Source organism: Streptomyces sp. NPDC048191 (assembly GCF_040652655.1).
GTDB lineage: Bacteria > Actinomycetota > Actinomycetes > Streptomycetales > Streptomycetaceae > Streptomyces.
This window is the reverse complement of sequence record NZ_JBEZMO010000009.1, coordinates 91,475-115,016: the sequence shown is the minus strand read 5'-3', so window position 1 is coordinate 115,016 and position 23,542 is coordinate 91,475. Positions and strand designations below refer to the sequence as shown.

Here is a 23,542-nt window from a genome sequence, read left to right as displayed (position 1 = left end):
CACAAAGTCGTGGGGTGCGGGCGTGACCGGGTTTGGCCGACACGCGCCCCTGCTGACCTCAGCTCATGCGCAGGGCGAGGAAGAAGTCCAGCTTGTCCTCCAGGCGCGAGAGGTCCCGTCCCGTCAACTGCTCGATCCGGCCCACCCGGTAGCGCAGCGTGTTGACGTGCAGGTGGAGCCGGGTGGCGCAGCGGGTCCAGGAGCCGTCGCAGTCCAGGAAGGCCTCCAGGGTCGGGATCAGCTCGGCCCGGTGGCGGCGGTCGTAGTCCTTCAGCGGGTCCAGCAGGCGGGCGGTGAAGGCGCGGCGGACGTCGTCCGGCACGAAGGGCAGGAGCAGGACGTGCGACGCCAGCTCCTGGTGCCCCGCCGCGCAGACCCGGCCCGGGCGGGCGGCCGCCACCCGGCGGGCGTGCCGGGCCTCCTCCAGGGCGCCGCGCAGGCCCTCCGCGGAGTGCACGGCCGCGCTGACGCCGAGGGTGAGCCGCCCGTCGTCGTTCAGGCCCGCCGACAGCGTCTCCCGCACCGACTGGAGCAGGGAGTCGGCCAGCAGCCCGGTCTCCGAGCCCTCGTGCTCGGAGGAGACCGCGGGCAGCGGGACCAGGGCGATGGCCTCGTCGCCGGTGTGCGCGACCGCGATCCGGTCGGACGGCTCCGGGCCGGTCGCCAGCGGGTCGACCAGCACTTCCTCCAAGAGCGACTGGGCGACCGGGCCGCCCTCCACCTCGCCGCCCTCCCACTCCACGCGGGCCACCACGACCTGCCAGTGCGGGGCCGTGCCGAGCCCGGGCAGCAGCACCGGGGCGGCCACCCTGAGACGGGCCGCGATCTCGGCCGGCGCGGCACCCGTCTGGACCAGCTCCAGCACCTCCTGCGCCAGCCGGCGCCGCACCGTGCGCGCCGCGTCCCGGCGGTCCCGCTCGACCGCGATCAGCTGGGTCACGCCCTGCAGCAGGTCCAGGCGTTCCTCGGGCCAGTCACCGGCGTCCGCCTCGACGGCCATCAGCCAGTCCGACAGCACCGTCTCGCGCACGTCGCGGGCGGCCTGCGGGGAGCGGCCGGAGGAGCGGATGGGGAACAGCGAGTACGTCGAACCGCCCAGCAGGATCCGGTACGGGCCGCGCCGGCCGGTGCGGGCGGCGGCCAGATGCTCGGCGGCGAGCTTCGCGCAGGTCTCCGCGGGCAGCGCCGGGCCCGCCTCCTTGGAGCCGGCGATCAGCCGGCCGGTGGGGGAGAGCACCCAGGCGCGCAGGTCCAGGTCGGTGCCGAGCAGGTCCAGGACCACGTCCGGGCCGCCGCCCGCCGGTCCCGAGGTCATCATCCGCCGGTGCCGGTCCACGACGGCCGCCAGGTCCCCGGCGCGCTCGCCGGAGACCTGCCGGACCACGTATTCGGTGATCGTGGCGAAGGCCACCGACTCGTGCACCGCGAACAGCGGCAGCCGGTGCTTGACGCAGGCCAGGACCAGGTCGTCCGGCACGTCGCCGAGCTCCGCCTCACCGGCCGCGAGCGCCGCCACGCCGGCCTGCACCAGGATCCGTACGAACGGCTCGGAGTCGGCGGCGTCCCGGCGCCAGGCCAGCCCGGTCAGCACCAGCTCGCCCCCGGACAGGTAGCGGCTCGGGTCGCGCAGGTCGGTGGTCATGACCCCGCGGACCGACCGGTCCAGCTCCTCCTCGCCGCCGAGCAGCCGCAGGCCCAGCGCATCGGTGTCCAGAAGTGCGCGCAGCCGCATCTCTTTGCCGCCGTTCTTTGTCTCGAAACCTACGATGGATCTTGGAGGGTGACCGGGGAGTCACCCGGAATCGCACGCCTGGGGCGTTCTCCGGCGTCTCCGCGCTGTTCCCTGCGTTTCTCCAGGAAAACGGAGAGGTTACCGATGACCTCCGTTCATACGAATCTACAAGATGCCCGCCGTGGCCAGCCAACTCCTTCATGGTTTCGGTGACTGACCCAGCCGGACGCGGGGCGGTGTACTGAGTCCACTCCGCGTTAACAGGACATGAACGAGCCGGGCCCGCCGCACACGGATTGGCTCAATCTGTACGACTCACGAGACGAAGAAGAGAGCCGGTCATGGACTTCCTTCGCCCCGCCAGCTGGGAGGAGGCGCTCGCCGCGAAGGCCGAGCACCCCACCGCTGTGCCGATTGCGGGTGGCACCGATGTGATGGTCGAGATCAACTTCGACCACCGCCGGCCCGAGTACCTGCTCGACCTCAACCGCATCGGCGACCTCTACGAGTGGGAGGTCGGCGAGGAGAGCGTACGGCTGGGCGCGTCCGTCCCGTACACGAGGATCATGCAGAACCTCCGTGCCGAGCTGCCGGGCCTCGCGCTCGCCTCGCACACGGTCGCCTCCCCGCAGATCCGCAACCGCGGCGGCGTCGGCGGCAACCTCGGCACGGCCTCGCCCGCCGGTGACGCCCACCCCGCCCTGCTCGCCGCCGGCGCCGAGGTCGAGGCGGAGTCCGCGGCCCGCGGCACCCGCCGCATCCCGATCGACGAGTTCTACACGGGCGTCAAGCGCAACGCGCTCCAGCCCGACGAACTGATCCGCGCCGTGCACGTGAAGAAGGCCGACGGCCCGCAGCAGTACTCGAAGGTCGGCACCCGCAACGCCATGGTCATCGCCGTGTGCGCGTTCGGCCTGGCGCTGCACCCCGAGACCCGCACCGTGCGCACCGGCATCGGCTCCGCCGCGCCCACGCCCGTGCGGGCCAAGGCGGCCGAGGAGTTCCTGAACGCGGCGCTCGACGAGGGCGGCTTCTGGGACAACGGAAAGATCATCACCCCTTCGGTCGCCAAGCAGTTCGCGGAGCTGTGCTCCGGCGCCTGCAACCCGATCGACGACGTCCGGGGCACCGCGAGCTACCGCCGCCACGCGGTCGGCGTGATGGCCCGCCGGACGCTCACCTGGACCTGGGAGTCGTACCGCGGCGCCCGCCGCACCACTGAGGGAGCTGCGTAATGCGCGTCAACTTCACCGTCAACGGACGTCCGCAGGAGGCCGACGACGTCTGGGAGGGCGAGTCCCTGCTGTACGTCCTGCGCGAGCGCCTGGGCCTGCCGGGTTCCAAGAACGCCTGCGAGCAGGGCGAGTGCGGCTCCTGCACCGTGCGCCTGGACGGCGTGCCGGTCTGTTCCTGCCTGGTCGCGGCCGGCCAGGTCGAGGGCCGCGAGGTCGTGACCGTCGAGGGCCTGGCGGACTTCGCCAAGCAGCGCGCCGAGGGCGGCTGCGCCACCGGCGCCTGCGGCTCGAACGGCACCGCCCTCGACGAGGCCAAGCTGGGGGTCCCCCCGGGCGAAGCCTGGGGGAGGAAGGCCAAGGGCACCGACTCGCAGACCGGCGAGGGCGGCGAACTCTCCCCGATCCAGCAGGCGTTCATCGACGCCGGCGCCGTCCAGTGCGGCTTCTGCACGCCGGGTCTGCTCGTCGCCTCCGACGAACTGCTGGAGCACAACCCGAACCCGACCGACGCGGACATCCGTGAGGCGCTGTCGGGCAACCTGTGCCGCTGCACGGGCTACGAGAAGATCATGGACGCGGTCCGCCTGGCGGCCGCCCGCCAGTCCGAGGGGGTCTGACACACATGCCGACCAACGGCGCTCCTACGAAGATCACGCAGGGCTCCCAGACCAAGGGCGGCATCGGCGAGTCCACGCTCCGCCCGGACGGCACCCTCAAGGTCACCGGCGAGTTCGCGTACTCGTCCGACATGTGGCACGAGGACATGCTGTGGGGCCAGATCCTGCGCTCCACGGTCGCGCACGCCGAGATCGTCTCGATCGACACGGGTGAGGCCCTGGCCACGCCCGGCGTCTACGCGGTCCTGACCTACGACGACCTGCCCACCGAGGTGAAGAACTACGGCCTGGAGATCCAGGACACCCCGGTCCTCGCCCACGGCAAGGTACGCCACCACGGCGAGCCGGTCGCGATCGTCGCCGCCGACCACCCGGAGACGGCCCGCCGCGCCGCCGCGAAGATCAAGGTCGAGTACAGGGAACTCCCGGTCATCACCGACGAGGCCTCCGCGACCGCGCCGGACGCGGTCCTCGTCCACGAGAACCGCGACGACCACCACTCCGGCCACGTCCCGCACCCCAACATCGTGCACCGGCAGCCGATCGTCCGCGGCGACGCCGACGAGGCCGCGAAGCGCGCCGACGTGATCGTCAGGGGCGAGTACACCTTCGGCATGCAGGACCAGGCCTTCCTCGGCCCCGAGTCCGGCCTCGCCGTGCCGGAGGAGGACGGCGGCGTCCACCTCTACATCGCCACCCAGTGGCTCCACTCCGACCTGCGCCAGATCGCGCCCGTCCTCGGCCTCCCCGAGGACAAGGTGCGCATGACGCTGGCCGGCGTCGGCGGCGCGTTCGGCGGCCGCGAGGACCTGTCGATGCAGATCCACGCCTGCCTGCTGGCGCTGCGCACGGGCAAGCCGGTGAAGATCGTCTACAACCGTTTCGAGTCCTTCTTCGGTCACGTCCACCGGCACCCCGCGAAGCTCTACTACGAGCACGGTGCCACCAGGGACGGCAAGCTCACGCACATGAAGTGCAAGATCGTCCTGGACGGCGGCGCCTACGCCTCCGCCTCCCCGGCGGTCGTAGGAAACGCTTCCTCCCTGTCGGTCGGCCCCTACGTGATCGACGACGTCGACATCGAGGCCATCGCCCTCTACACCAACAACCCGCCCTGCGGCGCGATGCGCGGTTTCGGCGCGGTCCAGGCGTGCTTCGCCTACGAGGCGCAGATGGACAAGCTGGCCGCGCGGCTCGGCATGGACCCGGTGGAGTTCCGGCAGCTCAACGCCATGGAGCAGGGGACCATCATGCCGACCGGGCAGCCGGTCGACTCCCCGGCGCCGGTCGCCGAACTGCTGCGCCGCATCAAGGCGATGCCCCTGCCGCCGGAGCGCCAGTGGGAGTCCAGCGAGGGAGCCGACGTCCGGCAGCTGCCGGGCGGTCTGTCCAACACCACGCACGGCGAGGGCGTCGTCCGCGGAATCGGTTACGCGGTCGGCATCAAGAACGTCGGCTTCTCCGAGGGCTTCGACGACTACTCCACCGCCAGGGTGCGCATGGAGGTCGTGGGCGGCGAGCCGGTCGCGACCGTGCACACCGCGATGGCGGAGGTCGGCCAGGGCGGTGTCACCGTCCACGCGCAGATCGCCCGCACCGAACTCGGGGTCACCCAGGTGACCATCCACCCGGCCGACACCCAGGTCGGCTCGGCGGGTTCGACCTCGGCCTCCCGGCAGACGTACGTCACCGGCGGCGCCGTGAAGAACGCCTGCGAGCTGGTCCGCGAGAAGGTCCTGGAGATCGGCCGGCGCAAGTTCGGCTCCTACCACCCGGCCTGGGCGACCGCCGAACTCCTGCTGGAGGGCGGCAAGGTCGTCACCGACGGCGGCGAGGTCCTCGGCGACCTGGCCGACGTACTGGAGGACGAGGTCGTGGAGGTCGAGGAGGAGTGGCGGCACCGGCCCACCGAGGCCTTCGACCTGCGCACCGGCCAGGGCAACGGACACGTCCAGTACTCCTTCGCCGCCCACCGCGCGGTCGTCGAGGTCGACACCGAACTCGGCCTGGTCAAGGTCATCGAACTGGCCTGCGCCCAGGACGTCGGCAAGGCGCTCAACCCGCTCTCCGTCATCGGTCAGATCCAGGGCGGTACGACCCAGGGCCTGGGCGTGGCGGTGATGGAGGAGATCATCGTCGACCCGAAGACCGCCAAGGTCAGGAACCCCTCCTTCACGGACTACCTGATCCCCACGATTCTCGACACGCCGACCATCCCGGTCGACGTGCTCGAACTCGCCGACGACCACGCCCCGTACGGGCTGCGCGGTATCGGCGAGGCCCCGACCCTGTCGTCCACCCCGGCCGTCCTCGCGGCGATCCGGAACGCGACCGGGCTGGAGCTGAACCGGACGCCGGTGCGGCCGGAACACCTCACGGGCACCGCGTAACCCACAACCCCACAGCTCTCCGGGCGGCGCAGGGAACGTCACACACTCCGCCGTGCCGCCCGGAGGAACCCCCTTCGAGTTCCGCACCGCTCGCGGTCCTCGAAGCCCCCCTTGTTCGTCTCGGGCCGTCCCCCGGGTCGTCCATTCCCAAATCCCGTGACCGTCAGGGCGGTTGTACGGGTGCCCCTTTGAACCTTGGGAGATGGCCCCATGACCCAGCAGTCAGTGGAGCCCACGAACACCGCCGAAGACGCGGGCGCGGGTTCGCGTCCGCCGGCCGGCAGGTCGTGGCTCGACCGGTACTTCCACATATCCGACAGAGGATCCACCATCGCGACCGAGGTCCGCGGTGGCATCACCACCTTCATGGCGATGGCGTACATCCTCCTGCTCAACCCGGTGATCCTCAGCGGCGCGGACAAGTCCGGCGACTCGCTGAGCCAGAAGGCCCTCATCACGGCCACCGCGCTCGGCGCCGCGGCCACCACTCTCCTCATGGGCTGGTTCGGCAAGGTGCCGCTCGCCATGGCCGCCGGACTCTCCGTCTCCGGTGTGCTGGCCGGTCTGGTCATGGGGACCAAGGACCTGACGTGGGCTCAGGGCCTGGGCATGTGCGTCGCCTACGGCGTCGTGATCATGCTCCTGGTGGTCACCGGCCTCCGTGAGATGATCATGAACGCGATCCCGCTGCCGCTCAAGCACGGCATCACGATCGGCATCGGTCTGTTCATCGCGTTCATCGGTCTGGTCAAGGCCGGGTTCGTACACGCCGGTACGGCGACCCCGGTCACGCTGGGCAACGCGGGTGAGCTCGCGGGCTGGCCCGTCCTGCTCTTCGCCGTCACGCTGCTGCTCATCTTCGCGCTGCAGTCCCGCAACGTGCCGGGCGCCATCCTCATCGGCATCGTCACCGGAACCGTTCTCGCGGTCGTCGTCAACGCGGCCGGCCTCGTCGACGACAAGGGCTGGGCCAACGGCGAGGGTCCCGCACTGCACGGCAGCGCCGTGTCCATGCCGGACTTCTCGCTCATCGGCAAGGTGTCCTTCGGCGGCCTGGGCGACGTCGGCTACATGACGGTCACCTTCATCGTCTTCACGCTGGTGCTCGCCGGCTTCTTCGACGCCATGGCCACCATTATCGGCATCGGCACCGAGGCCAACCTCGCCGACTCCCAGGGGCGGATGCCGGGCCTGTCCAAGGCGCTGTTCATCGACGGTGCCGGCGGCGCGCTCGGCGGTGTCGTGGGCGGTTCCGGGCAGACCGTGTTCGTGGAGTCCGCGACCGGTGTCGGTGAGGGCGCCCGTACCGGCCTGGCCTCGGTGGTCACCGGTGGCTTCTTCGCCCTCTGCCTCTTCTTCACGCCGATCACGGCGATCGTGCCGCGCGAGGTGGCCTCGGCCGCCCTCGTCACCATCGGCGCGATGATGATGATGAACGCCCGCCATGTGGACTGGGGCGACCGCGCCGTCGCGATCCCGGTCTTCCTGACCGTCGTGATCATGCCGTTCACGTACTCGATCACCCCCGGTGTCGCCGCCGGTGTGATCTCCTACGTCGTCATCAAGCTCGCCCAGGGCAAGTGGCGGGAGATCGGCCCCTTCATGTGGGGTCTGACCGTGCTCTTCCTCGTCTACTTCTCACTGCATCCGATCCGGGCGGCGCTGGGCGTGCACTGACGCCCGGACCCGCCACGCATCCCATGACCCGATCAGGAGGCCGAACATGCTGGACATCGCCGACGAGCTGAACCGGTGGGTCGAGCAGGGACGTGACTTCGCCGTCGCCACCGTGGTGGCCGTCGGCGGGAGCGCGCCCCGGCAACCCGGTGCCGCGCTCGCCGTCGACAGCGAGGGCACGGCCATCGGTTCGGTCTCCGGAGGATGCGTGGAAGGGGCCGTGTACGAGCTGTGCCGGCAGGCACTCGAGGACGGCGAGACCGTCCTGGAGCGCTTCGGGTACAGCGACGAGGATGCCTTCGCCGTCGGCCTGACCTGTGGCGGCGTCATCGACATCCTCGTCACGCCGGTCCGGGCGGACGGTCCCGCCCGGCCGGTGGTCGCCTCCGCGGTGGCCGCCGCCGCCCGTGGGGAGGCGGCAGCGGTCGCGCGGATCGTGGAGGGACCGGCAGCGCTGCGGGGCCGGGCCCTCCTCGTCCGCCCGGGCGGTTCCTACGACGGCGGTTTCGGGGGTCACCCCGAGCTGGATCGCACCGCGGCCGAGGAGGCCCTCGCGATGCTGGACGCCGGCCGGACCGGCACCGTGGGGATCGGTGAGACCGGCGCGCGCTGCGGCGAACCCCTCACCCTCCTCGTCGAGTCCTCCGTCCCCGCCCCCCGCATGATCGTCTTCGGCGCCATCGACTTCGCGTCCGCGCTGGTCCGCATGGGCAAGTTCCTCAACTACCACGTGACCGTGTGCGACGCGCGCCCCGTCTTCGCCACGAAGACCCGTTTCCCCGAGGCCGACGAGATCGTCGTCGAGTGGCCCCACAAGTACCTGGAGCGCACCGGCGTCGACGGACGCACCGTGCTGTGCGTCCTCACCCACGACGCCAAGTTCGACGTCCCCCTGCTCCAGCTGGCGCTTCGCCTCCCGGTCGCCTACGTCGGCGCGATGGGCTCCCGCCGTACCCACCTCGACCGCAACGAGCGGCTGCGCCAGGTCGGCGTCACCGAGCTCGAACTGGCCCGTCTGCGTTCCCCGATCGGCCTCGACCTCGGCGCCCGTACGCCGGAGGAGACGGCGCTGTCCATCGCCTCGGAGATCGTGGCCGACCGGCGGGGAGGCTCGGGTGTGTCGCTGACCGGGGCGCACACGCCGATCCACCGTGAGGCGGCGGCACCGGTCGGCCGCATCGGCTCGGTGGCCTGAATCCCCCGGACCGCTCCCGGCCCGGCACCTCACGGCACCTCACGGCACCTCACAGCGCCAGCCGACGCGGGCGCGCCGCCCGTCCGTACGGCGGCACGCGCCGGGCTCACGCGCGCCTGAGCAACCGGTTCACCGCGCGTCCGAACGTCGCGCGGGCCGTGCGCACCAGTACGCCGTCGAAGGCGCGGGGCAGGAACCGCACCCGCAACTCCTCCCGCCACACCACCCGGCTACGGCCGCCGGGCCCCGGGCGCACCTCGATCTCCGCCCAGCCGAGGACCACCCGGCCGCGCTTCTCCAGGCGGCACAGGCCGCCCTCGCCGTCGGCGGGCGGACGCCAGACCGTCACCTCCATGACGTCGTCGAAGGTCAGGGGGCCGAGGCCGGAGCGGGCCACGAGGCGCGTCCCCACACCGGTCGGCTCCGGCGTGAGCACCTCGATCCGGGTGAGCGGTACCGCGTCGGCGTGGCGGGGCCACTCGGTGAGCCGGCGCCACGCCTCGTCGAGGGGGAGCGGGGCCGTGCGGGCGAAGGAGAAGGTCGGCACGGCACGATCGTAGGCAATGGGCGCGGGCCGGCCGTCCGTTCGGCCCCCGCTCCACCCGGCTGCGACCGCGGTGTTGACGGTGTCAGGGCCGGTACACCTTGCCCGGTTCCGCCTTGCCGGGTGCCAGCAGCTGAGGCACCGTCACGAAAGCGTATCCGCGTGCTTTCAGCGCGTCGATGATGCCGGGCACGGCGGGCACCGTGCCCGGGTAGAGGTCGTGCAGCAGGATGATCCCGTCCCGGGACGCCTGGTCGAGGACGCGCTTGGTGATGAGGTCGGAGTCGCTGGTGGCGTAGTCCTTGGCGGTCACGCTCCACAGCACCTCCGCCAGGCCCTGCTCCTTGGCGATGCGGTGCACGTCGGTGTCCGTACGGCCCTGGGGCGGGCGCATCAGCGTGGGCCTGCGTCCGGTGAGCCGCTCGATCGCGTCGTCCGGCCGTTTCAGCTCCTCGCGTATCGCGGCGTCCGATATCCGCGTGAGGATCTTGTGGTCCCACGTGTGGCTCGCGACCTCGTGGCCCTCGGCGGCCATCCGCTTGACCAGCTGCGGGTACTTCTCGATGTGGTTCTTGCCGAGCAGGAAGAAGGTGGCCGGGACCTTCTTCTGCTTCAGGATGTCCAGCAGCCGCGCCGAGTGCTCGCTGGGCCCCGCGTCGAAGGTGAGCGCGATGCACTTGGCCTCGCGGCAGTCGACGGTGCCGAACCTCGCCGGTGCCCCGTGCGCCGCGGCGGCCCGCACGGTGCTCGGTGCGGTCGTGTCGACCTGGGCACAGCCGGACAGCGTGAGCGCCAGGCCGAGGGCGGCCGAGGCGAGCGCGGCCGGACGCAACCTTCGGGCGGTTCCGCGCATCTCTCTTGTCGCGTGCTTCGGCGTCGGGATCTTGTCGGTCGAAAGAGGCATGCGGAGACTATACACTCAGTGTATAGTTCACAAGTTCGAATTCCTCGCGCGGTGGGTGCCGACCGGGAGCACCATGGAAGGAGAGGCTCCGCGGAGGAGGACGGCCATGCGCTTCCGGGACCGTGCCGAAGCCGGGCGGGAACTCGCCGGGCTGCTGAGCGACCTGCGCGATCAGGGCATCCTCGCCGATCCCCTCGTGCTCGCCCTGCCGCGCGGCGGCATCGCGGTGGCCGAGCCCGTCGCCCGCGCCCTCGGCGCCCCGCTCGACGTACTGATCGTCCGCAAGATCGGCGCCCCCCACCACCAGGAGTTCGCGGTCGGCGCGCTCGTCGGTGACGACCCGCCCCTGTTCAACGCCGGGACCCTGGACCGGCTCGGCCTCACCGAGGAGGCCCTCGCACCGGTGGTCGAACGCGAACGGCAGGAACTGCGGCGCCGCGAGCAGCGCTACCGCGGCGAACGACCGGCGCCGGATCCCGCGGGCCGTACGGTGATCGTCGTCGACGACGGGCTGGCCACCGGCGCCACCGCCCGCGCGGCCCTGCGCCACGTACGGCGCCACCGGCCGGCCCGTCTCGTCCTGGCGGTCCCCGTCGGCGCCCCGGACTCCGTGAGCCGGCTCGCCGCCGAGGCCGACACCATCGTGTGCCCGCACCAGCCGGCCGGCTTCACCGCGGTGGGCCAGTGGTACGACGACTTCGAGCAGTTGACGGACGCGGAGGTACTGGAGGCCCTGGGGCGTTGACGGGCTGTGCGGCCGGGTGTCCCGTTGTTGGCCGGTCCGGGTCGGCCGTGGTTCTGGAACCGGTGGGTCGGTTCGGCCGGGGCGCTGAACGGGGCGTTGGGAGCGTTCAGTGCGTGGGGGCGGCCCCGTGGCAGCTTCACTGTCCGGCCCTGGGGCGTTGACGGGCTGTGCGGCCGGGTGTCCGGTTGTTGCCGGTCCGGGTCGGCCGTGGTTCTCGAACCGGTGGGTCGGTTCGGCCGGGGCGCTGAACGGGGCGTTGGGAGCGTTCAGTTCGTGGGGCGGCTCCACGGCAGCTTCACCGTGCGGCCCTGGGCGCGGCCCGCCTCGGCGGCCGGGACGCGGGTGGCGGGGTCCAGCGGGTTGTCGCCGATCGCGGACGCCGACGCCTCGTCGGGAGCGAGGACCACCACCTCGGCGCCCCGCGCGCGCAGCTCCTCCACCGACCGCTCCAGCGGCTGCTCGCTGGGGAACGGCTCGGTGGCGCCGAGCGGCACGATCACCAGCACCCGGTCCGCGCCGGCGGCGAGGTCGACGTTGGCGATGGAGCGTACCCCGCCGTCCACGTACCGGCGTTCGCCGATCGTCACCGGCGGCCACACGCCCGGCACGGCGCAGCTCGCCGCGACCGCGTCCACCAGCGGGACGCCCGAGCCGCGTTCGAAGACGACCGGCTCACCGCTCCGCGCGTCCACCGCGACGACCTTCAGCGCGCGCTCCGGCCAGCCGTGCGACGGCAGCCGTGACTCGATCACCGCGCGCCTGGCCTCCTCGGACACGGTCCGCGACCCGAGCGCGACCTCACCGACCTTGCGCCGCAACTCCGGTACGGAGGCGGCCGAGCCCGTCGCCGCGCCGATCTGCGCCGCGAACGTCTCCAGATCCATCTCGGCCATGATCTCGGCGGCCTGCAACGCCGGGTCCACCTGCCGGGCGTACAGCTCCCGCAGGCCCAGTCCGCTGCCCAGCTGGGCGGCCACGGTCGACCCGGCGGAGGTCCCCACCAGCAGATCGGCCCCGCTGACGTCCTGCCCGGCGTCCGCGAGCCCCACGAGCAGCCCGGTGATCCAGGCGATCCCGCCCACGCCACCGCCACCCAGTACCAGTGCCTCGGTCATCTCCACTCCTCCACAGTCGGTGATCGACGGTAAGGACACCGCTCGCCGCGCGGCCATTCCCGCAGCCGGCCGGCCCCTCGGGGACTCTGGCCGGTCCGCGGGGGGCCGTGGAACACTGACTGTGCGTACGCCGCGAGCCGTGCGGCACCGTGCGCCCACCCGGCGGCCCAAGGAGGCGTACGTGTCCCCGGTCCCCGATCCCGCGGAACTCGCCGACCGGTTGGGTCACGACACGGCTCAAGCCCTGCTCGACTGGGCCGAGTTGAACGCCCAGACCGTGCACCTGATCCAGCCGTCCTGGCTGCCGCCGGGCAAGGGGCACACCGGAGCCGTGCTGGCGGCGCTGGCGTTGGCCCCACCGCCCAGGATCGCCGTCCTGAAAGTGCTGCCCGAAGGGCCGCACCGGACGGAACCCGCGCGGCACGCCCGGGCCTTGCGGGCCTCACCCCGCGCCTTCGCGGCGGACCACCTCGTGGAGCAGGTCTTCGGGCCCTTCCCCCTCAAGAGCGGGGGAGCCCTGATGTTCCAGTCCGTCGCCGGCGACGGACTGCGCGACGCCCTGCCGCTCGGCGCCCTGGAGGGCGAGACGTTCACCCGCACCTGCGCGCACGTCGTGCGGGGCCTGCTCACCGAGTGGAACACGACCGAGGTGACGCCGCGTCGGATGCCGGCCTCCGCCTTCGTACGCGGGGAGGCCGATCCCGAGGGAGGCGCACTGCGCTCGCTCAGGGCAGCGCGGCGCGACGCCGGGCCGGCGGGCTCCGCCGAGCCCTGGTTCGACGCCGGCGGCCGCCGGCTGCCCAACCCCTTCCTGCTGGTCTTCGGAGGGCACCCGGAGCTGCCCGACCCCGAGGTGCCGGTCCTCACCGGGCTCACCCACGGGGACCTGCACGTGGACAACGTCATCGTCCCGGTGCGGCGCGGTGCCCCCCTGGAGCAGGCGTACCGGCTGATCGACCTCGGGAGCTTCCGGGCCGACGGGGCACTCACGTGCGACATCGTCATGCTGCTGCTGTCGGCGCTCGCGCCGTTCGTCGCGGGGGCGTTGCCGGCCCGGCAGGAACAGGCGCTGCTCGACTACGTCGTCGCACCGCGCCACGAGCACGCCGACCGCCTTCCCGCCGAGGTGGTACGGCGCGTCGACTGCGTACGGGACACCGCCGACGAGGTGATGGCCCGGTGGCGGGAGCCGTGGACCGACCAGTACCTGCTGTCCGTCGTCGCCGGCGCCCTCACCTGCACGACGTTCTCCGGCCTCGGCGCCCGCGCCCGGAACTGGTACCTGCTGCTGGCCGCTCACGCCTACGAGGCCGTCCTGGAGCCCCGCCCGGCCACCCCGGCCACCCCGGCCGCGCCCGCCCGGCCGCCTGCCGCACCGGCGCGGTACGGCCGCCCGGACGAGGAGCGGACGGACCGGCGGGAGGCGCTGGTGGACGCCCTCGAGGCGCTGCCCGTGATGGCCGACAAGGACTCCCGCGAGGCCGTCCTGCGTGAGCTGCCCAGGAAACTGACGGTGAGCATCCCGAGATCCAACATCCTGCGGGTGGAAGTCCTGGGCCTGGTCGACACCTGCGCCGGGTTCCCGAACGGCCTGCGCCAACTCCGCGACGCCATACGGAAAGTGGACGCCGGAAGCACGCAACGCGGCGTGGTTTTCGGCCTGTTGGAGGCGATGCCGGAGTTCGGTCCCCCGGCGCACGACGGACCGGGCGGGGGCTGATTTTCCGGCTCGGGGTTTCCGGGCAGGGGTCGCGGGGACATCATGAAATGACAGAGGATAGGGCCGAACGCCGGGGGACGGGGAGGGCCACAGAGGATGGACCAGGCTGGGGCGATCATCGAGTCGGAGCTGCCCGATCTCTCACAGCTCGCGTTGGAGGACGTACCGGCGTACCGGAACGGCCGCGAGTGGCAGACGGCGGAGCGACGGCTTCTGACGGAGTTCGGCAACCCTTCCGTCTTCGCCGGCGATCCCAAGAGCAGTTTCACGGTCTGATGTCGAGGCCCCGACGGCGACCACGGAGGCTCATCGGTGGGTGGCTCCTCTCTGTCCCCGGGGTGGTCGGCACCAGGACTCCCGCGGCACGGGCTCCCTCCCAGGCACTTCGACCTCCTGGCCGGCGGCGGGGGCGGGCACGCGGTCATCGCCCACCTGTGGGACTCCGAACGCAGCCACCGGCTGGTGCTGCTGGGGATGCTGACCGGCACCGCGAGCGGGCGAGCCGACGCGACGGGGCCGCTGTCCGGCATCGAGGAGGCCTGGGAGCTCCTCATCGCCTCCGAACGGCAGAGCGCCGCGATAGCCGACGACATCCTGCTGCTGCCCGAGACCGGGCGCTGGCTGCGCCACTGTCTGCAGCGATTACAAAGCCCCGGCCACGGGCGTGAGCCGGGCGAACCTCCGCTCTGGGCGGACGTGGGCCATCTGCACCTGCTCGCCGCCGTGGCTGCGGTGCGCACCGGGCTCCCGTTCCGGCTGAGGGTGCCCGTCCGGGCCGGACGGGTCTGGTTCCCCACCCTCGGATGCGCGGTCCTCCCGGGCCCGTCCCCGGCATGGCAAGCGGCCGAGGCCACGTTCACGTCCCACACGCTCACCGTGGCGCGGAGCGGCCCGGAGGCCGGCGACCGGGACGCCGTGCGGATCGAGCGGCCCTTCTCGCAGCCGTCCGCCCACTGGCAGGTCCCCCGTCTGCTCTCCCTGGACCTGCCCGACGGCCCCCGGCAGGTCCTGCTGCACGAGCTGGGTCCCTACCGGATGCGGGGAAAGGCCTGGGACAGCCCGGAGGGGGCCACCGGCCCGGCCGCGACGGAGGCCGTGCTGCGCTGGACCGACCTGCTGCAGCGGGCCTGGCCGCTGCTGGCCCGGGTGGACCCCAGCGGCGCCGAGGACGTCAGCGCCTGCCTGCGGTCCATCGAGCCGCTGCCCGCCGCACTGCCGTTCCGCTGGCACAGCGCCACCATGGAGGACGGCATGGGCGGCATGGCGGCGTCCGAACCGGCCGGCACCGAACCCGCCGCCGCGGCCCAGTTCGCCGCCGTGCTCACCCACGAGGCGCAGCACAGCAAGCTCAGCGCCCTGCTGCACATGTACTCGCTGCACACGCCCGACGTCACGCGGCGCTTCCACGTCCCGTGGCGGGACGACCCTCGCCCGTTGCGGGGAGTACTGCACGGGGTCTACGCCTTCACGGGCGTGGCGCGTTTCTGGCGCGGCCACCTCCTCAACGGATGCCCCGCCGAGGAGGAACCGCTGGCGGCGTTCGAGTTCGCGTTGCGCCGCCGCCAGCTCCTGCGGGTGCTGCCCGCGCTGGAGCCGGAGCCCGAACTGACCGCCCTGGGGCGCAGACTGGTCGGCCGGCTGCTGGAGACCGTGCGGGAGTGGCAGGAGGAACCGGTGCTGCCGAAGCCGCTCGCCTGGGCGGAGCTGGCCGTCGACGACCACGCCCTGAGCTGGCGCGCCCACCACCTGGTGCCCGATCCGGACCTGGTGGCCGACCTGGTGCAGGAGTGGGGCGACGGCCGGGCCGGTGCCGCGGCGCCCGAGCGGGCCTGGCACTGTCCGGACCCGCGCCTCGTACCGGACCCGGCGGCGCGTCACCTGGACGCCCGCGCCGTACTCATGCGGATGCGGCTGATCCCGGCCACGGCAGACCGGGTACGGGTCACGGACGCCCTCGGCGACGTCGTGCTGGGTGCGCGGCCGGCGGACGTCCACCTGCTCGACGGCCGGCTGACGGCCGCGGAGCAGCTGTACGCCGCCGAGATCAGGTCCCACAGCGACGCCGGCCCGGCCCCGGGCACCGCGTGGGCCGGACTGGCGTGGACGCTGCGGGGGCGGCGGGAGAGCACCCGGGCGGCCCACGCCCTCACCGTCTGTCCGGAACTGGTCCGGCACGTCTACGCGTCCGTCAAGCTCAAGAGCGCGTCCGCGCCGGACCCCGTCGCCGTGGCCGAGTGGCTCGGCCGCACGGTGGCCCTGCCCTGACCGCGTCCCGCGGTGCCGCCGAGGTGCTGTGCCGTGTGCCCCGGGGGCTCAGGGCATGGGGTCGGCGTCGCAGTTGGAGCGGCGCCAGGCCTCGGCGTCCGTGCAGGCCGGGTGGGTGGCCCCGAGCTTGCCGCTCAGGCCCTCCACGGCGGCCGCGTGCATGGCCTCGGCCTCCTCCGTACGGCGCAGCGCCCGCAGATCACTGGAGATGTTGTTCATCAGGGCGTACGCGGTGGGGTGCTGTTCGCCCAGGGTGGCCTTCACCCGCTCCAGGGTCCGCTGGTCCAGCTCCAGGGCGCCGGCGGCGTCTCCCTGCGCGTACCTGTCGCTGGCCAGGTTGGCCGCGCACACGAGTACGGTCGGGTGATCCTCGCCCAGGGCCCGCACCGCGCGTTCCAGGGCGTTCTCGTTGAGGGCGCGGGCGTCCTCCACCTGGTTGACCAGACGGAGGGTGATGGCGAGGTCGATGTCCGCCGCGACCGTGTCGGGGTGCTGCGAGCCGAAGACCTCGGCGTACAGATCACGGGTCCGCTCACCGAGTTTGAGCGCGTCGTCGAGGTTGTTGAGCTGCCTGAGGTCGATCGACAGACTGAGCGAGGCCACCAGGGAGTCCGGGCTGCGTTCGCCGTAGCGGTCGGTGAGCGCCTTGCTGGCCTGCAGACTGAGGTCGTAGGCCGCCTGGTGGTCGCCGGCCTTGCGCCGCGAGACGGCCAGCCGGGCCAGCGCACGCAGTGAGTGCGGGTTCATCTCGCCGAACACGCTGCGGTACTTCTCGACGATCTCCTCGAACATCCGGGCGCCGAGCGCGTAGTCGCCCGCCTCCCGGCGGTCCAGCGCCAGACCCATCTCGGACAGGAGGGTGTCGTACGCCTCCTCGCCGTAGATGAGGACGTTCCGGCGCCAGGTCTCCTCGTCCAGTTCGAGCGCCTCGCGGTAGTGACCGCAGGCGCGCAGGGCCACGGCGAGGTTGTGCGTGTGGTCGAGGGTGAGGGGGTCCTCCTCGCCATAGGCGCGTACGGCCCTCTCGTGCACCTCACGGGCCATGTCCAGGGCGCCGAGGAAGTCGCCGTGCGAGCGGCGGTCGACCGCGACCTGGCCCATCGTGGACAGCAGCTCCTCCTCCGCGTCGGAGCCCAGGGCCTGTACGGCGGTCAGCATGCGCCGGCTCAGTTCGGCGGCCTCCCCGTACCGGCCCATCCGCCACAGGACGTACCAGAGGCTGCGGCCCAGCAGCAGGGTCTGCTGGTCGCCCTCCCCGTACTTCTCCCGCCACCGCTCGTACGCCTTCTGGCCGAACTCGCGGGCGCTCTCGTGGTCGCCCCAGTAGTAGAGGTAGTCGGCCGTGTTGATGACGAGCTGCCGGACGTTGCCGACCTCCGACTCGATCGCGCCGGACTCCACCACGTGCGGGTACAGGTCGCCGAAGCGGCCCCAGTGGTCCGGGTCCCGGGGATCGCGGGGCGCGTTGGCCGCGAGGAGCAGATGGGCGCCGTGCCGCATGCGCTGCTGCTGTTCCTCCGTCATCCGGGCGATGAGCACCGCCTGCACCAGACGGTGCATCTGGATGCTGTTGTTGCGGTGGTCGATCTTGGCGAGCGAGTACCGGTTGATCTCCCGGATGGCCCGCGCCAGGCGCAGCGGGTCGGTCAGCGCCCGGTCCAGGTCGGGGGCGATCGGCTGGACCGGTGCCCCGGAGAACAGCGACCGCGCGATGGGCTCGGGAGCGAAGTACGCACAGATCTGGAGCAGTTGCAGGGCGGCCGGGTTCTTGCTCGCCAGATGGTCCAGCGAGACGTTCCAGGCCGTCGCGACGGTCTGCTCGTAGTGCGTGGGACGGGAAACTGTCATGAGTTCTGCACGTTTCTCTGCGAAAAGACGCAGGTACTCGGCGGCGGGCATACCGGTTTCGGCTCGCCAGGCCGACGCCTGCTCGACCGCGAGCGGCAGATCGCCCAGGACATGGGCGAGCTGGTCGGCCTCGTCGTCGGACAGGTCGGGATTACGACGCTGGAGCAGCTGAATGCTCTCCACGCGTTCGAAGACGTCGACTTCCAGCGGACGGGCCAGGGTGTTCCACTGCGGATTGCGTGACGTAATGATGATGGAGCCGCCGGAACTGTTCTCCGAACTGCTCGGGAAGAATTCCTGGACCGCTTCCGGGCTTTCGGCATTGTCGAAGACCAGAAGCCACTTGCTGTAGGGGTTTCCGGTACGCAGGGCCTCCAGCACGGCCGGCACCGCGGTGATCGCCTCGCTGCTGACCGGCAGATGCAGCCGGTGGGCCAGTTCGACCAGCGCCTGGGCGATCTGCGTGGGACGTTCGGCCGGAATCCACCAGACAATGTCGTACTGGCTCGCCTGGCGGTACACGTATTCCTGGGCGAGTTGGGATTTCCCGACTCCGCCGAGGCCGTGCAGGGCATGCGGAAGCACGGCGGTGGGGCCGCCCTGCAATTCCCTTTCCAGCCTCAGCAGCAGGTCTTCCCGTCCGGTGAAGACGAGATTGCGGGGTGGCATGTTTCCCCACACCTGAGGGCGCACTGCGGCAAGAGGCGCGGGGCGGTTCAGTGTGATTCCCTGCCGCGACCCAGTGTCGGGGTAAGCCGTGACCATGGTGGCGTCTCCTGGGGAGGTGCCAGTATCAGCGTGGCCGAGCTGCTCGGCCAGCACCGGTGCCTCGGAGGTGTTCGGTTCAGTCACTATGTCATAGCTTTCCGTGTGTGGCGCGATGGGTCGCTCGCCGCGTGTCGATTCGCTCATCTGCTGTGTTGATTCCTCGTGCGCCCGAATGAGTTGCCCGATTACTCGGGCCCGGCGCGCGTGCGCACCGGAGAGCGATCGGAGAACCGCGCACTCGATCTCGCGAAGACGCCGGTTTTCTTCGGTGACCTTCGGTTTGGAGGCGGTTGCTCCATCCAGGTAAGCCAGCATCTCCCGCGCGGCGGCACTGTGCGGGGCGAGTAACTCCGCCACCACTTTCGTGGCCGTCTCGGTGGCGTGCCGGTTGCTCGCCGCCAGCACTTCCTCGCGGACACCCGGGTGAAAGGAGAAGAACCCGTCGTCGGCCGGGTCCGACGTGACCAGATCGCTCATCAGGAACTCGGCCAGGTGTTCCGGCCCGGTGCGCGGCAGGGTGCGCCGTTGCAGGGCCGTCATGAGCGGCAGGTCCAGGGGAGCGGTGGCGAGGCGGGTGGCCAGCTGGAAGGCGTCCGGAGAGGCCCAGACACGGAACAGGGCGACGCGTTCCGCCGCGGACTTCTCATGGGGTCGGCGCACGGCCGGGGACGCGGGGGGCCGGCGTGCCGTCCGGGGCAGGACCAGGGCCGCCACCTCGGTCCAGCGCGGCCCCACCCCGGTCAGGAACGTGGTCCAGGGCAGCAGCCACTCCTCGGCCAGCTCCAGGACGGGGACGACGGTGTCCGTGCGGTGTGCGGGCTTTCGTACCGACGGCTCGGCGTGCTCCCAGGACCCGGGGCCCGGCCGGTCGCCGGACGTGTGCAGCCGTACGCGTTCCAGCCGGTGCAGCGCGGTGCGGTACCACAGGTGCTGGGGCAGCACGTTCAGCACGGCGGTCGGCTGCCCGCGGCCCCAGGACGCCAGCTGTGCCTGGACGGCACCGGACTGCCAGGCCGGGGCCAGACCGTCGGTGAGGACGAGGACGAGCGTGCGTCCGGTCGGGTCGACCAGCCGTCCGGGCGAGAGGGCGTGGGTCGTGCCCGGCCAGTGGACGGACACCGTCTCGGGCCGGCTGGTGTCGAGGTGGAGCACCCGGAAGTCGCCGAAGCCGCCGTACTGCCGGAACAGGCGTGCGGTGTGTTCGGTGAGGTCGCGCCACACGGCCATGCGCGGCGCGACGTCCAGGAGCAGCACCGCGTGCCAGCGGGGCCCGGGTCCCGGGCGCATGGCGGGAGGCAGTCCCGGGTCCACCGCCAGGCGTTCGGCCGTGGCGTCCGTGTCGACCTGCGGCGCCCGGGGCGTCGGGGCGGGCCGGCGCAGCGGCCGCAGGGCGCACGCGAGATGGGGGAGCGGGGGGTCGGGGGGCGGCCGCAGGGGGCGCACCGGCTGGACGGTGCCCGGGGCGCCGGGCGCGCAGAGGTCGTCCGTGAGGGCGAGGAGCGAGAGCGGATCCGCCTCGGCGTGCCGGCGGTCGCCGTTGGCGCGGCCGTGCAGGAGGTCCTCCGCGCGCGTCTTCCGGTCCCCGGGCGGGGCGAGGGCCTCCCGGTCCGCGGGCCACGGCGGGAACCGGCGGGGGGCCGCTTGCTCCTCGGCAGGGTCCGCGGGGGGCGTCTGCGGCGGCCGTCCGGCCGGGGGCGCGTGCGCGGGCAGGTCGGCGTGGCCGTCCCCTTCGGCCGCGATCTCCGGGTGGTACGCCGCGAGCCACACGGCGTCCGCGATCTCCCGTGGGTGCAGTTCACCGATGGGCACAGCGGAGGCAGCCGCGGCGGCGGACGCTCGACTCGGTCCGCCGGCCGCCGCGCGACCGTTGATCTTCGGCGGTTGGTCAGACACCCCAGTCCGCTCCGTCTCCGTTCAGCGGGTGCCAGATTGCTTCGAGGACGGCCTGCCACTCGGCGTGGTCTCCCTCACCGTAGGAGTAGGCGCCTGAAGTGACCAGGTGTGCTGCGTTGAGCAATTGGTCGGACGCCAGTCCGTCGACCTGAGCGCTGCGTGTCATGAACTCCTGGACGAGCCTTTCTTGCACGTCTCCCAACCCGCCCCCGAAGTGTGCGGCTACCAACTCGCCCAGCGTCTCCGGTGTGGGGTCCGGTATATCAAGTCGCAGGCATCGGCGCATAAACGCCTCAGGAAACTCTCGTTCACCGTTGGACGTCATGATGACGATCGGGAATGATCGAGTTTTGACAATCCCGTCGTTAATTGTTGCCGTCCTGCCCGGGTCTGCTGTGTAAACGGTGACACTGCCCATCTGACGCTTCACCCGAACGAGAGGCTGAACCGGGAACCAGCCGTCCTCGAACAGGGACAGAAGGTCATTGGGAAGGTCGGCGTCCCCCTTGTCCAGTTCGTCGATCAACAGGACGCGCGGGAGACGGTGGGGCAGGAGGGCGGTGCCCAGTGGACCGAGTTGGATGAAGTCGCCGATGTCCAGCGCGGACGCCGCTGAACCGTCGTCGGCGGCCTCCTGCCCGGACCCCCGCTCCTGGGCGGCGAACCACGCCTGTCCCGCCTGGGCCCGCCCCAGGACGTCGTACTCGAAGAGCCCCGAGGCCAGCGTCGTCCGGCTCGTGACCGGCCACTGGAGCACTCGTCCCAGGCCCAGTTCACGGGCGATGCGGAAGGCGAGCGCGGACTTGCCGACGCCGGGCCGGCCCGTCACCAGCAGCGGACGCCTGAGCAGGATGGCGGCGTTGACCAGCCGCACCTCGTCCGCCGGCGGGCGCCGGGTCGCCGCGGCCGGTCCGAGGCGCCGGTCCGCCTCGCCGTCCGTGGGGGGCGCGGGCTGCAGCGGCCCTCCGTCGAACGTGCGCCAGCGCGGGCCCGGCGGCCACGCACGCTCCTCGTACGGAGTCTCGTCCGTGAACGCGGCACCGGTTCCCGTGTACGGCAGCCGGCCCGGCGGCCGGCTGTCCGGTGCCGGTAAGCCCGCCTGAGGTGATGCACTCATTCAATCCCCCCTATGAACGCGGCAGGCGCGCCGGCACCACCGTCCAGCAACTGCTCGGGGTCGTCCCAGACGACGCAGAGGTGCTGGGCCGAGGCCTGTGTCCGGCCGTCCGTACGCGTTGCGGAATCGCTCTTCCACTGTCGGGCATGGAGCGGAAGGCCTGCCAGACCGCCTTCGGTCAGGCCGTCCCGCACCATGCCATGGAACTGCTCGGACGTCGCTTCACGGTGGTGTATGAAAACAGGGATGCCCAGATCGATGGCCACGCGAACTTCTCCGAGGCCGACCGCCCGGCCGGCGGCCGGCGGCTCGCTGAGCACCATGGCGACGACGTCCTTCTTGGCACCGATCGCGGTGTCCAGGCGCCCGAGATACTCCTTCACCGGATGGCCGGTCTGCTCGCACCAGTGGACGGACTCCTCGTTCTCCGGCGCGTCCTTCCACCGTGCCCAGCGCAGCCGCCAGACCTGGTGGGCGTCCCGCCGGTGAAGGCGCTCCAGGCTGTGCAGAATGATCTCGGGATACTTGCTGAACAGCGGGTTGGGATAGCCGAGTGAGGGATCCCGGTCCCACCATTCGACCGGCTCGTTCAGCAGCTCGGTGGGCAGGAAGAACTCCAGTACCACCTCCTGGGCCCGGGTGTGCCACAGGGAGGCCATGCGGGTCAGCAGACGCGCCACCGTGGCCGGCACCTGCGCGCGGGAGACCGCCTGCTGGGCCTCGCCCTCCTTCGCGTGGTGCAACTGCGGTGACTCCGCGTACTTCACGCGGGCGGACACCCAGTAGCGGCGCCCCCTGCGCGCCTGCCGCCGGCCCGCGCCGGGCAGCGGCGTGAGATCCGGTACGAGCTTGATGTACAGCCTGATCACCGGCCGTTCCGGCAGGGCGGCCGGGTCCGCCGGAACGGTGGCCGGGGCATCGGGCTCCACGACGGCCTGGTCCACCGGGGGCGAGGGCCCGTCGAGGAGGCGGGCCCGCAGCGCCGCGAGGCCGTCCTCGCCGTCGGCCAGCTTCCACGACGCGGCGAAGTGGTCGTTCCAGCCGTGCAACTCGCCGACGTGCGAGGCGAGATCGGTGTGGAGCGCCAGGTGTTCCAGCAGCACCATCCCGGGCGGCAGCACCGTGTCCGGCGTGGTCGCGAGGCCGGAGAGATGCAGGAACGCCTCCCAGGCCGTCGTGCAGTACGCGGGCAGACGCACCCGGCCGCCGGTGATCCGCGCGACCGTCGCGTCGAGTTCCGGCAGGTCGACGTCCAGGGCCTCGCGCAGCGCCGTCCAGTCCCTGTCCTCGTAGAACCGCAGTGCCTGGAACTCCTCCATGAGCGGCCGCAGGCGGTGCTCCAGCGCGGGGGCGACGAGACAGGTCGCGTCCACCAGCACCGCCAGGCCGTCCGGCAGTGCCTCGCACACCCGCACCGCCTCGACGAACTCCTGCTGCGCGGTGGGGTATTCCGCCAGCGCCTGACCGTGACCGCCCAGGAGCCGGGTCAGTTCACGGCGCCACTGGTGCCGGCCGCGCGTGTCCGTCAGAGCCGGCGAATCCGCCAGAACGGCCACGACCCCGTGAATGATCCGGCGGTGCTGTTCGGTCTGGGCAGCCAGTCCCCACGGCATGAGCGTCTCTCCCCCGTACGCAGCCCTACCTGGCGCCTCGGCCTCAACACCCGATCAGGGTAGGGGGATTGGGCGCCCAGCTAAACACGTTCGACGAGATTCACGGTAGGAACATGGTTTGGGGCGCCTCGCCGCGGTGTACGCCCGCATAGGGTGCTGCCCGT

General features: G+C 71.9%; 16 protein-coding genes. 9 read left to right on the top strand and 7 right to left on the bottom strand.

The window, feature by feature from the left end; translation table 11 throughout:
• Positions 1–58: 58 nt before the first annotated feature.
• The gene (locus tag AB0D93_RS17450; protein WP_362120072.1) at positions 59–1,732 is read right to left on the bottom strand and encodes a PucR family transcriptional regulator ligand-binding domain-containing protein; all 1,674 of its coding nucleotides are present in this window, start codon (positions 1,730–1,732) and stop codon (positions 59–61) included.
• Positions 1,733–2,073: 341 nt separating this feature from the next.
• Here AB0D93_RS17450 and AB0D93_RS17445 point away from each other — a divergent pair, with 341 nt between their 5' ends.
• The 5 genes from AB0D93_RS17445 to AB0D93_RS17425 all read left to right on the top strand — a co-directional run bounded on the left by AB0D93_RS17445 (position 2,074) and on the right by AB0D93_RS17425 (position 8,846).
• Positions 2,074–2,967 carry a xanthine dehydrogenase family protein subunit M gene (locus AB0D93_RS17445; protein WP_362120070.1) on the top strand — a complete coding sequence of 298 codons (894 nt, stop codon included), beginning with the start codon at positions 2,074–2,076 and terminating at the stop codon, positions 2,965–2,967.
• Entirely contained in the window at positions 2,967–3,584 is a 618-nt protein-coding gene (locus AB0D93_RS17440; protein ID WP_362120068.1) for a (2Fe-2S)-binding protein, read from the top strand. The genes AB0D93_RS17445 and AB0D93_RS17440 overlap by 1 nt, the downstream gene beginning before the upstream one ends.
• A gap of 5 nt (positions 3,585–3,589) precedes the next feature.
• Positions 3,590–5,974, top strand: a complete 2,385-nt coding sequence (locus AB0D93_RS17435) for a molybdopterin cofactor-binding domain-containing protein (RefSeq protein ID WP_362120066.1) — start codon at positions 3,590–3,592, stop codon at positions 5,972–5,974.
• 210 nt (positions 5,975–6,184) lie between these two features.
• A complete protein-coding gene (locus AB0D93_RS17430; RefSeq protein WP_362120065.1) occupies positions 6,185–7,651 on the top strand; it encodes an NCS2 family permease in 1,467 nt (488 codons plus the stop codon).
• A 46-nt stretch (positions 7,652–7,697) separates the two neighbouring features.
• Positions 7,698–8,846 (top strand): XdhC/CoxI family protein, encoded by a 1,149-nt coding sequence (locus AB0D93_RS17425; protein WP_362120064.1) that lies wholly within the window; start codon positions 7,698–7,700, stop codon positions 8,844–8,846.
• A gap of 106 nt (positions 8,847–8,952) precedes the next feature.
• Here AB0D93_RS17425 and AB0D93_RS17420 read toward each other — a convergent pair whose 3' ends face one another.
• Both AB0D93_RS17420 and AB0D93_RS17415 read right to left on the bottom strand, forming a co-directional pair.
• A complete protein-coding gene (locus tag AB0D93_RS17420) occupies positions 8,953–9,393 on the bottom strand; it encodes an SRPBCC family protein (RefSeq protein ID WP_362120062.1) in 441 nt (146 codons plus the stop codon).
• Between the two features lie 82 nt (positions 9,394–9,475).
• Positions 9,476–10,243, bottom strand: a complete 768-nt coding sequence (locus AB0D93_RS17415) for a polysaccharide deacetylase family protein (protein ID WP_362120380.1) — start codon at positions 10,241–10,243, stop codon at positions 9,476–9,478.
• A 157-nt stretch (positions 10,244–10,400) separates the two neighbouring features.
• Between AB0D93_RS17415 and AB0D93_RS17410 the strand changes: the two genes are divergently transcribed.
• The gene (locus AB0D93_RS17410; RefSeq protein WP_362120060.1) at positions 10,401–11,039 is read left to right on the top strand and encodes a phosphoribosyltransferase family protein; all 639 of its coding nucleotides are present in this window, start codon (positions 10,401–10,403) and stop codon (positions 11,037–11,039) included.
• A 266-nt stretch (positions 11,040–11,305) separates the two neighbouring features.
• Here the strand turns inward: AB0D93_RS17410 and AB0D93_RS17405 are convergent, their stop codons facing one another.
• Positions 11,306–12,154, bottom strand: coding sequence for a patatin-like phospholipase family protein (locus AB0D93_RS17405; RefSeq protein WP_362120058.1), 849 nt, complete (start codon positions 12,152–12,154; stop codon positions 11,306–11,308).
• Between the two features lie 181 nt (positions 12,155–12,335).
• Here AB0D93_RS17405 and AB0D93_RS17400 point away from each other — a divergent pair, with 181 nt between their 5' ends.
• From AB0D93_RS17400 to AB0D93_RS17390, 3 genes are all read left to right on the top strand, one after another.
• The gene (locus AB0D93_RS17400) at positions 12,336–13,874 is read left to right on the top strand and encodes a hypothetical protein (RefSeq protein ID WP_362120056.1); all 1,539 of its coding nucleotides are present in this window, start codon (positions 12,336–12,338) and stop codon (positions 13,872–13,874) included.
• A 96-nt stretch (positions 13,875–13,970) separates the two neighbouring features.
• The gene (locus tag AB0D93_RS17395; RefSeq protein WP_153543900.1) at positions 13,971–14,150 is read left to right on the top strand and encodes a hypothetical protein; all 180 of its coding nucleotides are present in this window, start codon (positions 13,971–13,973) and stop codon (positions 14,148–14,150) included.
• Positions 14,151–14,186: 36 nt separating this feature from the next.
• Positions 14,187–16,139, top strand: coding sequence for an HEXXH motif domain-containing protein (locus tag AB0D93_RS17390; protein ID WP_362120053.1), 1,953 nt, complete (start codon positions 14,187–14,189; stop codon positions 16,137–16,139).
• A 48-nt stretch (positions 16,140–16,187) separates the two neighbouring features.
• Here AB0D93_RS17390 and fxsT read toward each other — a convergent pair whose 3' ends face one another.
• From fxsT to AB0D93_RS17375, 3 genes are read right to left on the bottom strand one after another with little or no spacing between them, the layout of a single operon-like run.
• Entirely contained in the window at positions 16,188–20,648 is a 4,461-nt protein-coding gene (fxsT, locus tag AB0D93_RS17385) for an FxSxx-COOH system tetratricopeptide repeat protein (RefSeq protein ID WP_362120051.1), read from the bottom strand.
• Complete coding sequence (locus AB0D93_RS17380; RefSeq protein ID WP_362120049.1) at positions 20,641–21,765, bottom strand: MoxR family ATPase; 1,125 nt, start codon at positions 21,763–21,765, stop codon at positions 20,641–20,643. The genes fxsT and AB0D93_RS17380 overlap by 8 nt, the downstream gene beginning before the upstream one ends.
• Positions 21,762–23,378: a hypothetical protein gene (locus AB0D93_RS17375; protein ID WP_362120047.1), complete on the bottom strand. Its 1,617-nt coding sequence runs from the start codon at positions 23,376–23,378 to the stop codon at positions 21,762–21,764. Before AB0D93_RS17375 ends, AB0D93_RS17380 begins: the two co-directional genes overlap by 4 nt.
• Between the last annotated feature and the right edge of the window lie 164 nt (positions 23,379–23,542).